General features: G+C 40.0%; 15 protein-coding genes and 1 pseudogene. 15 read left to right on the top strand and 1 reads right to left on the bottom strand.

Annotated features, from left to right (window positions below):
* The first annotated feature begins 284 nt into the window (after positions 1–284).
* The 12 genes and pseudogenes from ACP8HG_RS11965 to ACP8HG_RS11910 form a co-directional block, all read left to right on the top strand.
* A complete protein-coding gene (locus ACP8HG_RS11965; RefSeq protein ID WP_438296417.1) occupies positions 285–1,397 on the top strand; it encodes a DEAD/DEAH box helicase in 1,113 nt (370 codons plus the stop codon).
* The gene (locus ACP8HG_RS11960) at positions 1,394–2,002 is read left to right on the top strand and encodes a ComF family protein (protein WP_438296415.1); all 609 of its coding nucleotides are present in this window, start codon (positions 1,394–1,396) and stop codon (positions 2,000–2,002) included. Before ACP8HG_RS11965 ends, ACP8HG_RS11960 begins: the two co-directional genes overlap by 4 nt.
* A gap of 20 nt (positions 2,003–2,022) precedes the next feature.
* Complete coding sequence (locus tag ACP8HG_RS11955; protein WP_342538887.1) at positions 2,023–2,439, top strand: TIGR03826 family flagellar region protein; 417 nt, start codon at positions 2,023–2,025, stop codon at positions 2,437–2,439.
* Between the two features lie 131 nt (positions 2,440–2,570).
* Complete coding sequence (gene flgM, locus ACP8HG_RS11950) at positions 2,571–2,834, top strand: flagellar biosynthesis anti-sigma factor FlgM (RefSeq protein WP_338655509.1); 264 nt, start codon at positions 2,571–2,573, stop codon at positions 2,832–2,834.
* Between the two features lie 30 nt (positions 2,835–2,864).
* Positions 2,865–3,362 (top strand): flagellar protein FlgN, encoded by a 498-nt coding sequence (locus ACP8HG_RS11945; protein WP_338655510.1) that lies wholly within the window; start codon positions 2,865–2,867, stop codon positions 3,360–3,362.
* Positions 3,363–3,373: 11 nt separating this feature from the next.
* Positions 3,374–4,930: a flagellar hook-associated protein FlgK gene (gene flgK / locus ACP8HG_RS11940; protein WP_438296412.1), complete on the top strand. Its 1,557-nt coding sequence runs from the start codon at positions 3,374–3,376 to the stop codon at positions 4,928–4,930.
* Positions 4,931–4,949: 19 nt separating this feature from the next.
* Complete coding sequence (gene flgL / locus ACP8HG_RS11935) at positions 4,950–5,828, top strand: flagellar hook-associated protein FlgL (protein ID WP_438296410.1); 879 nt, start codon at positions 4,950–4,952, stop codon at positions 5,826–5,828.
* 74 nt (positions 5,829–5,902) lie between these two features.
* Positions 5,903–6,457: a DUF6470 family protein gene (locus ACP8HG_RS11930; protein ID WP_438296408.1), complete on the top strand. Its 555-nt coding sequence runs from the start codon at positions 5,903–5,905 to the stop codon at positions 6,455–6,457.
* Positions 6,458–6,565: 108 nt separating this feature from the next.
* Complete coding sequence (fliW, locus tag ACP8HG_RS11925; protein ID WP_438296406.1) at positions 6,566–7,009, top strand: flagellar assembly protein FliW; 444 nt, start codon at positions 6,566–6,568, stop codon at positions 7,007–7,009.
* Between the two features lie 4 nt (positions 7,010–7,013).
* Positions 7,014–7,235: a carbon storage regulator CsrA gene (gene csrA, locus ACP8HG_RS11920; protein WP_354312289.1), complete on the top strand. Its 222-nt coding sequence runs from the start codon at positions 7,014–7,016 to the stop codon at positions 7,233–7,235.
* Between the two features lie 184 nt (positions 7,236–7,419).
* Positions 7,420–8,556, top strand: coding sequence for a flagellin (locus ACP8HG_RS11915; RefSeq protein ID WP_354312291.1), 1,137 nt, complete (start codon positions 7,420–7,422; stop codon positions 8,554–8,556).
* Positions 8,557–8,901: 345 nt separating this feature from the next.
* Positions 8,902–9,015: pseudogene (locus ACP8HG_RS11910) on the top strand (flagellin); the annotation flags it as partial.
* A 45-nt stretch (positions 9,016–9,060) separates the two neighbouring features.
* Here ACP8HG_RS11910 and ACP8HG_RS11905 read toward each other — a convergent pair.
* Positions 9,061–9,969: an endonuclease gene (locus ACP8HG_RS11905; RefSeq protein WP_438296403.1), complete on the bottom strand. Its 909-nt coding sequence runs from the start codon at positions 9,967–9,969 to the stop codon at positions 9,061–9,063.
* A 284-nt stretch (positions 9,970–10,253) separates the two neighbouring features.
* Between ACP8HG_RS11905 and ACP8HG_RS11900 the strand changes: the two genes are divergently transcribed.
* The 3 genes from ACP8HG_RS11900 to ACP8HG_RS11890 all read left to right on the top strand — a co-directional run bounded on the left by ACP8HG_RS11900 (position 10,254) and on the right by ACP8HG_RS11890 (position 14,246).
* Positions 10,254–10,415 carry a hypothetical protein gene (locus ACP8HG_RS11900; protein WP_438296401.1) on the top strand — a complete coding sequence of 54 codons (162 nt, stop codon included), beginning with the start codon at positions 10,254–10,256 and terminating at the stop codon, positions 10,413–10,415.
* A 581-nt stretch (positions 10,416–10,996) separates the two neighbouring features.
* A complete protein-coding gene (locus ACP8HG_RS11895; RefSeq protein ID WP_438296399.1) occupies positions 10,997–13,096 on the top strand; it encodes an AAA family ATPase in 2,100 nt (699 codons plus the stop codon).
* On the top strand, positions 13,089–14,246 hold the full coding sequence (locus tag ACP8HG_RS11890) for an HNH endonuclease (RefSeq protein ID WP_438296397.1): 1,158 nt from the start codon (positions 13,089–13,091) through the stop codon (positions 14,244–14,246). Before ACP8HG_RS11895 ends, ACP8HG_RS11890 begins: the two co-directional genes overlap by 8 nt.
* Positions 14,247–14,720: the final 474 nt, after the last annotated feature.

The following is a 14,720-nucleotide window of genomic DNA, read 5'->3' as shown; positions in this document are numbered from 1 at the left end:
TGGAGGTGTTGCAAATGACCATTACATTCGATCCGTCAGTCAGGGACTTCCTGGCTGGCCGTATTTGGCTTCGCTCGCACACCCCTTTTCCAACTGAAACAATCGACGCACACATCGCTTCCAAGTTTATCAAAACCATTCAAGGCATCCAATCAACCAAAGCATTTGCCAATCAAACACGCCACTTTTGCAACCGATGTGAAAACGACATACAAGCTCGCTTCACAACATTCGACTGCGCAAAATGCGAAGCTCCTTGCACCTATTGTAGGCATTGCCTAAAAATGGGGCGTGTGTCAACCTGTACTGAACTCATCGTCTGGAACGCAGAACCACCGACCTTTCTGACCGACCACATCATCGCTTGGCAAGGTACACTGACACCACGCCAGCAACAAGCATCAGACGAACTAACACTCAGTAACACAAAACGCATCCCGCATCTCATTCACGCCGTCTGTGGTTCTGGAAAAACAGAAATCCTGTTCGAACCAATCCATAAACTGATACTAGCAGGTAACCGCGTTTGCATCGCAGCACCCCGCGTCGACGTAATTCTTGAACTCGAACCACGCCTACGCGCAGCATTTCCGCAAACTGCAATCGAAGCGTTATACGGCGGTTCAAAATCAACAACAGAATCCTCACCCCAACTCATTCTCGCAACAACCCATCAGTTATACCGATTCCGTCACGCTTTCGATGCCATTTTTGTCGATGAAGCAGATGCTTTCCCCTATACAGCTGAGGAAACATTGAGACGAGCGGTTCGAAAGGCAGCGAAACCTGGAGCACCCGTCCATTTCGTCACGGCCACACCATCGGACAAACTCCTAGCAGACATCAAACGAACAGGACAAGTTTCAACGATCGACCGCCGATATCACGGCCACCCATTACCCGTTCCACGGTGTGAGACATTATGGAATTACACGAAACAGATCCAAAAAGGTAAACTACCCAAAAAGCTCGCCAACTGGACAGCAGAGCGACTAAAGCGGCAAGAACCGTTCCTCATCTTTTTCCATCACATAGGACTCATGGAACAAGCGGAACCGTTATTCCAACAGCTAGACGCACGTATTCACGCGGTCCATGCCTCGCACCCAGACCGAAAACAGCACGTCCAAGCACTGCGTGATAAAGAAGTTCCTGGCCTTCTCACGACAACAATTCTAGAACGCGGAATAACAATCCCAAATGTCCAAGTCGCCGTTGTCGGAGCAGAACAACTCATATTCAACAAAGGGGCGTTGATCCAAATCGGTGGCCGTGTCGGGCGTTCCGCGCAACATCCATCAGGTGATTTCGTACTCTTTCATCACGGCATCACCTACGCAATGGACGAAGCGAAAAACGAAATCATTCAGTTGAATAAAGGAAGTGTCCGCGCATGAACAGCTGCCTACTGTGTGAAACGCCGATTGCAGAAAAACCGTCCTGGAAAGCGCTACTCGCACTCGAAAAACAAACAGAAATTTGCCAAGACTGTTCAAAAAAGTTCCAACGTGCCGACATAAAAGAAGAAGAATCTTTTTTGGATCAAATCACTTCACTTTACACATACAACGAAGCAATGCGTGAATACCTGCACCAATATAAATTCCTTCAAGACGTCGCATTAGCAAGCGTCTTTGCGAATGAACTGCGTACCCTCTTAAAAGGAAAAGCAACAATCGTTCCAATACCGATGCATCCAGAAAAAAGAATGCAGCGGACATTCGCCCATGTCGATGAACTATTGAAAAGTGCACGTATACCTTTTACGCATCTACTTGAAAAAACAGGATTTGAAGCAATGGGCGAGAAATCGAAGGCTCAACGTCTTGCGATGGAACCTTTATTCAAGTTGGAACAGGGAACGGCAATTCAACCAGGCACGTACATACTAGTAGATGATATCTATACAACCGGTACTACGCTCCGTCATGCGGCTACTGTCTTAAAAGAGGCAGGTGCGACACGTATCGAAGCGGTTACACTGATTCGAGCTAAGCAATGAATTAATAGGAGATGAATAAGATGGCTGAACTACGAGACTGCCCGAAATGTGGCGATTTTTTTAACTATACGGGTCTACGTGACGTTTGCGCGAAGTGCGCTGTGAGCGAAGAAAAAATGTATGAAGAAGTTTACCGCTTCTTAAGAAGGCGTGAAAACAGGGCGGCAACAATTGAACGGATTGTTGAAGCGACAGGCGTAACGGAAACCCTACTTCACCAATGGGTGCGGAAAGGCCGACTTCAGCCTGCATTATTTCCGAACCTTGGTTACCCATGTGACAATTGCGGCAAGCTGACGAACACAGGGAAACTGTGCGTTAGTTGTACAGCGGACATTAAAAATGAGCTTAGAACGTTTGAGGCGGCGAAGGAATTCAGAGAAGCGGTCGACGCAAATGACAAAGCAACTTACCATGCAGATCGTAAATTAAAATAAAAATGAACCGGTAGTTTTCGGACTAACCGGTTTTTTCGTTCGAAAGGCCCTAAACGTTCACGAATTTATGCCGAAATAAAGAATAGAGCATAACGTAGTGCATAAGCTACTAACGAAAGGAGCGAGAACAAATGAAAATCCAAAAATTTAATGTACCTGCCGTCAACCCGTACAAAACAAACCAGTTAAAAGCGGAACAGACGGAACAGAAAGCGAAAATGAAAACCGATAAACTCGAAATTTCATCCGAAGCAAAAAAACTTTCGGAAACGTCCACATTTACAGTGGGGCGCAATGAGCGTGTCCAAGAACTAAAAGCGCAAGTCCAAGCGGGAACATACGAAGTCAATCCTGAACAGCTCGCCTCCAACTTGGTTAAGTACTTTAAACCGTAAAAACTGATTGAATGAAAGTAGGAGGAAAACATGTCTATCACAACCATCCTGACGTCACTTAACAACCTGGAAAAACTTCATAGAAGCTTGCTCCGGATCGCGTACGACAAGACGGCAGTTATCAAAAACGGGGACATGGAAGGACTCGATCAATTGTTGAAAGACGAGCAATCCCACTTGGCAGCTATCATCCAAATGGATGGCCTTAGACAACGGGATGTGGCGCAGTATTTGGCTGATCAAGGACGATCAGCATCACTCAATCCGACCGTCACTGACCTGCTCGACGTCGTACCGGAAGCGGACAACAAAAGCCTTGAGGAGGCGAGGGACCGTCTCCTGCATGCGATTCACGACTTGAAATGGCAAAATGATTTGAACCAGAAGCTGACCTACCAGTCCCTTCAGTTCGTGAATCTGTCGCTGGACATCGTCCGACCACGTTCGGAATCTGTTAACTACTCAAAAACCGAAATCAGCGGTCAAAAAATATCAAAAGAACAACCATCTTTTGATTCAAATGCCTGAGGGGGAAAATAATGTCTACATTTATGGGACTTGAAACAAGCAAACGCGGCTTGTTCACACAGCAATCCGCTCTGTATACAACAGGACACAACATCAGTAACGCCAACACACTCGGCTACTCACGCCAGCGTGTCAATATGGAAGCAACAGCAGGATTTCCAGGCGTCGGTCTAAGTGCCGGCACGATGCCCGGGTTCCTTGGAACAGGCGTCCAAGCGGGCTCTATTCAGCGCGTGCGCGACGGCTTCGTTGATCAGCAGTATAGACAGGAATCGAACAAACTTGGTTACTGGGATTCTCAAACAAAAGCGATTTCTCAAATGGAAGATGTCTTGAATGAACCTTCCGCATACGGACTTCAGAAATCACTCAGCGAATTTTGGCAGTCGCTGCAGGACCTTGCCGTCAACCCTGAAAACGGGGGTGCACGTGCGGTTGTCGTACAGCGTGGTCAAACAGTTGCCGATTCATTCAACCACATGCACAAATCATTGACAGAAATCCAGACAAACCTTGGAACAGAGATTGATATATCTGCAGGTCAAGTCAACTCCATCCTTAAACAGATTTCAGAGCTGAACGACCAAATACAAAAAGTCGAACCAAACGGCTATTTACCGAATGACTTGTACGATGCTCGGGATGCACTTGTGGATGAACTATCCGGCTACCTCCCGATTGAAACGAGCTATGAAAAATCGGGTGGACGGGCATCGGCAATTGCTGAAGGTTCGGTGACAGTGACATTGAAATTGAAAGACGGAACGAAAGTAGAACTTGTCAATCGCAGTGAACATGCAAAGTTGGAAACGAATCCATCTTCTCTTCACGACGTTTCAACGAATGAAAACAACGCAATTACAGGTTTGAAAATAACTCAACCCAATGGAACGACAGTAGATGCGGAACATTCAAATCTCCTTGATGTAGGAAAAGTGAAGTCACTGATGAACTCATACGGAACTGTAGATACAGATACAAATGGAATTCCAATTCCAGATACAACTAAAGGTCTTTACCCTAAAATGATCGCCGAGTTAAACAAAATGGCTGCAGCTTTCGGAGATCAGATGAATATCGTTCATACAAGTGGAACAGATATCAATGGAGTCAAAGGTGGTAATTTCTTTGATACAAAAGGTCCTGGTCCATTTACAGCCGGTAATATTTTTGTATCTGAAGCCCTCATGAAAGATTCTAATTTACTCGCGGCATCGGACTCTACAGGGGCTGAAGAGGGGAACGGTAAGAATGCAAAAAATCTTGCAAATGTTCAGTTTTCCACCTCCGCAACACTGGGAGGATCGACCCTCCAAACCTACTTCCAAGGTGTAATAGGCCAACTTGGTGTCGACGGCCAACAAGCCGAACGAATGACATTCAATTCGGCGACACTGCTTGGTGCAGTCGAACACAGACGTGCTTCCATTAGTTCCGTCTCACTAGACGAAGAAATGACAGACATGATCAGATTCCAACAAGCATACAACGCATCCGCACGTATGATTACCGTCGTCGACGAAACCCTCGACAAAATCATCAACGGCATGGGCCGAGTAGGAATGTAAGAAAGGAGCAATCATCTAAATGCGCGTAACACAATCGATGCTATCCAATAACATGCTCCGGAATCTTTCCACGAGCTACAATAAAATGGGCAAACTGCAAGACCAGCTCAATACAGGTAAAAAAGTGAACCGTCCATCAGACGATCCAGTCGTTGCCATGAAAGGTATGGCCTACAGGACACAAGTGGACAAAGTTGCCCAATACCAACGTAACCTAGGTGAAGTCAATAATTACCTTGATAGCTCAGACGATGCACTTGATAAAGTCGGACAAGCTATGCACCGCGCGAAAGAACTTGTTACAAGTGCCGCCACTGGAACAATGACACCATTAGATAAAGAAAAGGTGCAAAGTGAGCTCAATCAGTTGCGTGAGCAGATTCGAGACATGGCGAATACAAAAGTCGGAGATAAATATATTTTCAGTGGTACAAAAACCGCTTCTCCTCTTTATGATAAACAAGCAGGTGGATATCCGGATGTAGACCCAAATAATCCATCAGCATTTGAAAAAAGTGTCGATATTGAAGTTTTTGACGGCGTTACATTGAATGTAAATGCAAATGTGTTAAATCTCTTTAAAGAAATCGATGACATGTTTGGCGAATTCGCTAATCCCGATACAGACTTCAGCACTGCAATTGCGAAAGTCGACGCCAATATGGACAAGGTCCTAACAACACGTGCAGACATCGGCGCTCGCCAAAACCGAGTTGAAATGATGGGGAATCGCTTGGATTCTCAAGAAGCCTCTGCAAAAAAACAAATGAGCGAAAACGAAGACATCGATTACGAAAAAGTAATCACTGATATGCTCACACAAGAATCAATCCATCGTGCAGCACTTTCTGTAGGCTCACGTATTATCCAGCCATCACTTGTAGATTTCTTACGATAAGCACCCAATACAATCCATAAAATCCCTGAAAGCGTTTGGACAACCTCCAAACGCTTTCTTTAGAAGGTGACATATTGAATATCCCACAACTTCAAGTAACAACAACAAAAGCGCAATTAGGTTTGACTACCCAAAGACCTGTACAGGAAATTGAACAACCAGGTGCAACATTGGATATTCAACAACCACAAGCACAAATGACAATCAATACAACAAAGTCGAGGCTATCCATTGATACGACGGAAGCACGAGCAGATATGGACTTAATAAGTGCTGCTCGCCGTACAGAAGAAGTTGCTCAGTATGCCCGTTCTGAAGCTTTCAATGGAATCGCCCGCCGTGCACAAGACGGTGTTGAACTTATGATGATTGAAAACGGGGGGAATCCAATTCAATCATTTGCCGAAAGAGCACTGAGACAACCCTATAGCAGTCTAAGCATCAAATTTATCCCATCCTATGGTAGTGTCAAAGTTTCATTTGAACCCGGTAGTGTTGATATTAGAGTAGAGCCACAAAAAGTGATTAATAACAGTAATGCGAACAAACCAATCCATACATACACACCTGGAAAAGTAATGTCGGAATTGCTTCAAAAACCATCGATTCAAATTGATTGGAAAATATAAATAGCTTATCCGGTACCAAGAATACCCGGGTGCCTGGCATTGACACAATTCGCGTCCTACCGCGAATTGAGGCAGTGCCAGACTTCCCGCTAAGAAGGAGAAGAACTTATGAAAATCCAATCCACCATCCTTGGAGAAGTAGAAGCATTAGAATCCGAGATCCTCACATTTGAAAACGGATTACCAGGCTTCGAAAATGAAAAGGACTTTATAGTACTCTCAATAGAAGGCAACGAAGTATATCAGATTCTCCAGTCAATAAATTCAAAAGAAGTAGGCTTTGTAACAGCGAATCCCTACTTATTCATCAGTGACTATACGTTCGACTTGGATGAATCAACTGTAGAAGCCCTCAACATAGAATCAGAAGAGGATATTATTGTACTGACAATCGTTACAGTTAAAGAACCTTTTAACGCTTCAACCGTAAATTTAAAAGCACCCGTCATCATCAACACAAAGTCCAAAAAAGCAAAACAATGCATTTTGGAAAACGCGGACTATCCCATCAGATATTCCATCGATGCCAATATGCAGAAAGACATGGGGTGACGACATGCTCGTATTATCTCGAAAAAAAGGCGAATCCATTTGGCTGGGCGATCAAATTGAAATCACCGTCAGTGAAATAAAAGGCGACCAAGTCCGGATTGCCATCAACGCACCTAAAAACGTTACTATTTTACGTGGAGAATTAATAAAAGAAGTTTCCGAGTCCAACGCCGAAGCGGTAAAAATAGATGGTTTCATGGACTTTCTCAAAAACGAAAAAAAATAGAAGCCCGGGTGCCAGTTGCCGCCACCCATTTTAAAAAAAATAAACATTTCTATTAAACATTCTAAAAGTCAATCCGATAATAGTATTGTAGCGAGGAAAACGGGGTCCGGCCGGCTCGGTATCCTTGGTATAAAAAATGTGCTCACAAGGACGTGAGCAACATACATTCAAGGAGGAAATTATAATGAGAATTAATCACAACATCGCAGCACTTAACACACACCGTCAGTTGAACAGTGCAACAAACGCACAATCTAAATCAATGGAGAAATTATCTTCAGGTATGCGCATTAATAAAGCTGGGGACGATGCAGCTGGTCTTGCAATTTCTGAAAAAATGCGTGGACAGATTCGCGGGTTGGATCAGGCTTCTAAAAACTCCCAAGATGCAATTTCTTTAATTTCGACGGCTGAAGGTGCTCTTAACGAAACTACTGATATCCTTCAACGTATGCGTGAATTAGCAACGCAAGCATCAACTGATACTAATACAACTTCCGATCGTGGAGAAATCCAAAAAGAGATGGATTCTTTAACTTCTGAAATTAACCGTATTGGTAATACAACTGAGTTCAATACTCAAAAACTACTGAATGGTTCGAAAGATACAGCAACGATGGCAGCACCGGCAACGGCTGCAACACCAGCAACAGCTGGTGTATATACTTTAGCAGCAGCACCTGCAACAGATATAACAATTGATGGGAAAACATTTACTTATAATGCAACACCCTCAACGCCAGGTTCTTTTAGTGATAATGACGAGTTAATTGCTCTGATCGCAGCTGATTCAACTTTATCTGCTAAGTACACAGCAAGTACTAGTGGTGCGGATGTTGTTTTGACACAAAAAGCGGGTCAAGAAACGTCTACAGCTCCGACATCTACAGCTACTTTCACTGCAACTACACCTGGTGTAACAGCAGTTGCAGCTAAAGCTGCTGTTGAAGCTGGTACTGGTCTTCAATTCCAAATTGGTGCTAATGAAAACCAAAGTTTAACACTTGAAATTGCTGATATGCGTGCAGGCGCTCTAGGGTTAACAGGTACAGGAGCTGGTTTTACAGCTGGTACTAAGGTAAGTAATGGTACTGATTCTGCAGGAGTTGAATCCGGTCTTGATGTATCAAGTGCTGGTAATGCATCTGCTGCAATTACAAAAATTCAATCAGCTATTGATACAGTTTCAGCTGAACGTTCTAAACTTGGTGCTAACCAAAACCGTTTAGAACACACGATCAATAACCTTGGTACATCTTCTGAAAACTTAACTGCTGCGGAATCTCGTATCCGTGACGTTGATTATGCTTTAGCTGCTTAAGTAGTGACAAGCACAGTCGTCCTAGCTGGTAACGGCTAGTGAGTATTATCGGGTGAATTGCTGGAAACCCCTTAGAGCTTTTCTTGCCACAACGTAGTTGGAAACAACAAGCGTGACGGTTCGAAAAAAGAAAAGATTGGGCAATCAGCAGCGAAGCTCCTGTCTCGAAAGAGTGGAGAACGTTCAACGACTAGGATATACCATCTAACGCTTCGGCTATGATGATGAAATCCATAGGTGAAACAATGTCCATCAGCATTGCGAATCCGAAGCGCCCGACCCCTACTAAGAAATTAGAGGGTGAAGATATAGTCTAGTCATTTATGAAAGTAAATGTTTCGCACGATGGCGAAAGAAATGATGGAACAAACTAAGAATTCTATTCTTGCACAAGCTTCTCAGGCGATGCTCGCGCAAGCAAACCAGTTACCACAAGGAGTTCTACAGCTTCTTCGTTAATTTGGTTAACAAAACGCGGTCCGGGAAATTTCCGGACCGCGTTTTTTAGATATTGAAGCAATATTTAGTAAGTTGACTAATCGTCAGCCCAGTTCGCTGTCGAATACTCGCAAGTGTATACCTATGATTTTCATTAATGATAATCTGGTAACCTTTCACGTCTCCTCTGTTTGCTAATAACGGATTGAATATCAAAAAAATATTATGGATACACAGCTCCTTCTTAGAATCATCCAACAAAGTGTGTAGCTTATCCAGTTTTTCATTGATTTCAGTCGTAGGTTTCAATAATTTGAACTTTGTCGGCAAGTAAATTGTAGTTCGTTTTGCAATCGGTCGGAGAGATTGAACGGGCAAAGCTTTTCTGTTCATTGATTCATCCAACCAGGGTGAAACAAGGTGGAGGAAATAGATGATTTGAAACTGGTCATAGAGTAGAATCCGATTTTGTCCGTCTATAACAAAACGGAGGTTGAATCTTTCAAGAATTAATTGAATCAACCGGTTATTTTCCTGATTAGAAAAACTATCAGTCGATAAGATAATTTTATTAACAGTTCCGTTGACTATCTTTAAATGGCCATCATCCTGGTACCACCATGCCAATGCTCGTTCATCCAAATGCTTTTCAATATAGTCGAAAGGAAGGACCTTTCTCCCATTTGGATACCATTGCTTATACAAATTCGTAATCACTTCATCCGTCCGGGATTGCACGATATAGCTTTCAGAATAGCCCTTTTTGATTCGCAAATCCATCACTTTCCGATAGGTCGGGGGAGATAGAGGTATGAAGTTTTTCAAGTGATCATAGCAGTATTCTGCCCATCCAACGTCCTCTGTTCGATGCATAAACTGAAAGCGAGGTTTTCTACCGTCCTGCTTCGTAATGCAGCCGTCCCCCAACAACTTGCCACAGATGAAATTATGAAAACCTCCAGATTCAGTTATCACATTATCCACCTCCAAGGCTACAAACGTTTATTCCTATTATAACAAATATGGTTCAATATCTCATAATTGAGCCGATATAAAAGGTATGGAAATGCAATCAGTCATAAAAAAATATTGGAGGAACAACATAGGAACTTATTTTTGGACAGCAGCAAATTGAATTTGAAAAGACACGATCTTCGGATGAGGTAATCACAAAAATTAATGAATTACTTGCCGAGGGTTATTATTTCAGTCATTTCATCGCAGACGGAATTGAAATTTATGAAGATCACTTAGACTATTTGACTGTTAATCTTGGAAGAGTTAAAAAGCTTGAAGTAGTTGCAAAGATAGAAAAGGAATTCATGAATGATGTGCTTATTTCAGCAGAAGATTACCTGAAACGTGCTAAATCCGAGCCTGTAGTACTACACGAAGGATTTAGTAACAGCCCGACAACTTGAAACATGGGCAAGTTTCGATATGCTTCTAGAGGGAGCAGGGTGGCTGAATGACATGCTGTCGGTTGTAGGTCGTAGCAATGCGCGTCCCGCAATTGGGAGACGTATACTGAATTATTGGTTGGTATGCAAGGAGAGCTTGGCGAAGCCGTTGAAAAAGAGGATTATGTTCAAATCGGCAATATCCTTTAGGATCGACTGATTCTGAACTTTGATAAGTTGGAAGTTGAGATTGGGAAGACGATTGCTAGTGAGGGCATTCGGGTGGGGCTTAGCTGATTTGGTGTTTGCATACCACATTTTTTAGATACAATGCTGGTGGACAACAGTCACTAATTCCTAGGCATCGGGAATACACTTAGAAACTGAAAAGTTCCGAAGGGATTTCTCTCAATCGGACTTTTCTGTTTTGCTGTAAATTATTGTAGGAACCGTGTACTATTTTCCGGAAACTTTGTTTCAAGTATCTATTCAGAAAACAGACTACAATTGTATGACTGTGATTAGCTGGACGTTTCTTGGACGTTCAGTTTTTTTTATATGCTCTACACTATTTAAATAAAACTAATGATGGGGTGTATAGAATGCTAGTCTATTATTTGGCGAATCATGGCGAAAAGTTTAAACATCAAGATTTGAACTTAGACTTTGAATGGGAGATTCATTATGATACGGAACAAAAAGAATTAATTATAAATAAAAATGCAGATTATATTTCCGGCTTTTTTGGTGAACATATTGAAACAGTATCTGCTTTGATTGGGCCTAATGGGGCAGGTAAATCTTCATTGCTTGAATACATTCGGGATCGTTATTTTAAAGGACTTGCAATATCAGACTCATCTATATTGATAACAAAAAGTGAAAATACCTATCAGCTTATTTATAGTGCAGAACTGTTTCCTAAGGGTACTATAAAGATTAATGGAATAGTATATACAATTAAGAGTCAATGGACAAATATCACTTTAGATAATGGTCTGAAAATAAGTGCTAATTTTATTGAGAGCAAAGAAAAAGATATCCAATCGATAATAAAAGAGACACGATTGGCAAATGACCATGCAATGATTTGTTTCGATAACAATTGGAAGTATTCTATTCGTGAAAGAGAACTAGATCAAGAGGCAAGTAATAAAGGGTATGATTACTATGACTTCTCAGTAGGTAATACTTTAGACACTGTTTTACGCGATAAGTTTGTAATGCCTAGTAGGATAGCGAATCCGGAAGATGTATTTGATATTACATTTGATAATCGATTTGATTTGGACTATTTACATCGTGAGAAGATGAATGATATCTATGAGATTTTAAAATATTTAAAAGAAGAGAATAATAGGACATATTTAAAACGTTTTTTAATGATTCCGGAGCATATGTACATACTCTATGACTATATGGACTCAGATAAACGAGCTAATAACTTTTTGTATCATGATGAAAATATATTATTAAGATATGAAAAAAAAGAAGTTGCTTATTTAATTGAGCAAAAAATATACGACGAGCTTAGACAGAACGTGCAAGAGCGTATATCGTTAAGTGATACTATGAAACTTCGAACTGTCGAAAGTTATTTTACAGATATAGATTTGATGATTCCGTATAAAAAAATTCAATCTGCATTAAGAGAATCAGAATTGTACATAAAAAAACTAGATTCTTTGAATTTACTGAGAAAGCTATTTGAATTTCATCAGATAATTTTAACGACTATTGAAGATTATATACCAGCAGAAAATGAGTTACATATTGATAAAAAAGTTTTGAAAGATAGGGTAAAGAGACTAACTAGAGGTTATATAGAATTTATAAAATTTATTGATATAAATTTACTTCAGCAAACGTCTGTGGAGAGCCCCGAAAATATCACTTTTAAAAATGGAAATCCGGACGATGTCTTCAAACAGAAAGTTGAAATCCCTAAAATAAAAATGAATGATGAAGGCTTGAATTTTATGCTTGAGTTTTTAAAAAGGTATAAAGACATCGGAAGTCATAGTAATTTCTTGTATTTTAACTGGCATGATCTAAGTTCGGGTGAATCAAATTTACTGAAACTGCTCGCTGTGATTAACAATGCCATTCAAACAACAACTAAAAAGAACGTAATCATCTTATTAGATGAAGCAGAAACAACACTTCATCCAGAGTGGCAACGAAAATACATTCAAATTTTAACAAGTAATATTGAACGTATTGCAGTACAAAAGTCTAAGAAAATACAAATCATCATGACGACTCATTCACCCGTGATCACTTCGGATATACCACATTATGCAATCAACTATATAGTAAAAGAAAACGGAGAACACAAAATTAAGGCAGGTAAAGAGCGAACGCTTGGAAGTAACATCCATAGTCTATATTTAAATAACTTTTACCTAGAGTCAACAATGGGGCAGTTTGTAAAGGAAAAGATTGACAGGGTATTGAAGAAATTGAATGAACCAAATAAAACAATTACTTCGGTTGAATTAGAAGAAATCAATCAATTTACTAATCTAATAGGGGATCCGTTAATTAAAAAGGTACTGACTGAACTAACAGTAAAGAAAATACTACAAGATAAAAGCTTTGATGCAAAGTATCAAAACAACCTTAAAAATTTGAAAGTAATACAGGAATTTATTAATCAGCAAATTTTAAGTTTTGAACAGGAGCGAAATCAAGATGAATAAAGTCAATATACCTGGAGAAGTGTTAGCCTATATTAGAGAGCATCATTTATTGAGATATAAGAATAAAATAGTAAAAGAGATTGAAGCACAACATTCTAGAATAGATTGGAGTTATACAAATATAAAATTCGGCTTATTACTAACGTATTTAAAAAACAATATAGATAAATTACTTGGTGGAACACCAGAAGAATTATTAGAGATAGTCAATCATATTGAAGAATATTATTTTGTTGATTCGTCTAGAATTAATATATTAATAGAATTAAGAAAAAAACAAAAGGTTAAAAGGGGAGCTGAATTAGCAGTATTCATTCGTCAACACAATTTGGAATATTACTTAGGTAATGACAGCTTCAGTCTAATATACAAATTCAATTTTGCGATGAAAGAATTTGCACAGAAACAAAAGGTTGTTTTAAGTTCAACAGACGAACTCTCTTTTAATCAAGCACTAGAAGAAATATTTAATTACGAAGACTTTTATGAAGATGCCGTTTTAAGTAATAGTAATGTGTGGGGAGCTTACGAATACCTCCAAAAATTAGAGTGTAACATTTGTCCATATTGTGATCGACAATTTATTTATACATTTAATAAGAACAAGAAAAAAGTTCGGGCGGAGCTAGATCATTTCTACCCCAAATCAATTTATCCCTATTTAGCACTGTCCATTATGAATTTAGTTCCCAGTTGTCATCAATGTAACAGTTCATTTAAAGGGGCCAAGGATCCTATCGAATTAAATTTATTAAATCCATTTTCAGAAGGATTTAATAATAATCTATGTATAAAGATATTGGGGAAAGATGCCAATGTATTAATGGGGCTAAGTACAAACTTTGAAATTGACTTTAGTGTTGAAACATCAGATGTAGTTTTAGCAGATAGAATTAGGGGATCTATCCGTTTATTTGCGTTAAATGAAAACTATGTGGCTCATAAAATGTATGTTAAAGATTTAATTCGTAAATCATACATTTACGATGAATTAATGCTCGGGGACATTAAGAGTATTTTGGAAGACTCCTCTTATAGCATCGAGGAGCTTCGTAGAATTACTTTCCCAGAGGAAAATATCGACCAAAATAGTGGGAAGCATGTACTTACTAAGTTAAGTTATGATATTTTGAAAGCGTATAGACGGTGAAAAACTGAAATTGAAGCCCTGTCATTGTACTAAGTGCCAAATGATTAAAAAATCAGGTACCTGTGCATGGTGCTATTCTGATTATTTAATACAATTACATATTTATAAGGCGTGGATTAGGTATTTACTTTAATATCTAATCTTCTTTGTATTTTCATACAATTGGGTGAATTGTTCGTTGTTGTTTGTTACACAGGTACTGATTTTAAGGCTTATCTACCAATATTGGTATGCGAAAGTTGAGGTAGTAACATATAGCAACTTTGTTTAACATGCTGTATTATCAACTAAATTTAAGGTACCTGTGCGAAAAACTAATCTAACTATTCAAGACAATTACATAAAAATGCAAATTTTAATAGTTATTTATTAGCTTATCCAATACTACTTCTATAAGTATACAATTGGGTGGATTTTGTATTGAAGTTTGACGCACAGGTACCTTTTTTAAACAGATCATGTGCGGGTGAAGAT

The sequence above is a fragment of the Sporosarcina sp. FA15 genome (assembly GCF_051550195.1).
Taxonomy (GTDB): Bacteria; Bacillota; Bacilli; order Bacillales_A; family Planococcaceae; genus Sporosarcina; species Sporosarcina psychrophila.
Note: the sequence above shows the minus strand (reverse complement) of the source record. Positions and strands in the feature narration are given on the sequence as shown.

Bases quoted from the DNA above. Each gene is read 5' to 3' on its own strand.
- ACP8HG_RS11965 (WP_438296417.1), top strand. From the start codon at position 285: ATGGGGCGTGTGTCAACCTGTACTGAACTCATCGTCTGGAACGCAGAA.
- ACP8HG_RS11960 (WP_438296415.1), top strand. From the start codon at position 1,394: ATGAACAGCTGCCTACTGTGTGAAACGCCGATTGCAGAAAAACCGTCC.
- ACP8HG_RS11955 (WP_342538887.1), top strand. From the start codon at position 2,023: ATGGCTGAACTACGAGACTGCCCGAAATGTGGCGATTTTTTTAACTAT.
- flgM (WP_338655509.1), top strand. From the start codon at position 2,571: ATGAAAATCCAAAAATTTAATGTACCTGCCGTCAACCCGTACAAAACA.
- ACP8HG_RS11945 (WP_338655510.1), top strand. From the start codon at position 2,865: ATGTCTATCACAACCATCCTGACGTCACTTAACAACCTGGAAAAACTT.
- flgK (WP_438296412.1), top strand. From the start codon at position 3,374: ATGTCTACATTTATGGGACTTGAAACAAGCAAACGCGGCTTGTTCACA.
- flgL (WP_438296410.1), top strand. From the start codon at position 4,950: ATGCGCGTAACACAATCGATGCTATCCAATAACATGCTCCGGAATCTT.
- fliW (WP_438296406.1), top strand. From the start codon at position 6,566: ATGAAAATCCAATCCACCATCCTTGGAGAAGTAGAAGCATTAGAATCC.
- csrA (WP_354312289.1), top strand. From the start codon at position 7,014: ATGCTCGTATTATCTCGAAAAAAAGGCGAATCCATTTGGCTGGGCGAT.
- ACP8HG_RS11915 (WP_354312291.1), top strand. From the start codon at position 7,420: ATGAGAATTAATCACAACATCGCAGCACTTAACACACACCGTCAGTTG.
- ACP8HG_RS11895 (WP_438296399.1), top strand. From the start codon at position 10,997: ATGCTAGTCTATTATTTGGCGAATCATGGCGAAAAGTTTAAACATCAA.
- ACP8HG_RS11890 (WP_438296397.1), top strand. From the start codon at position 13,089: ATGAATAAAGTCAATATACCTGGAGAAGTGTTAGCCTATATTAGAGAG.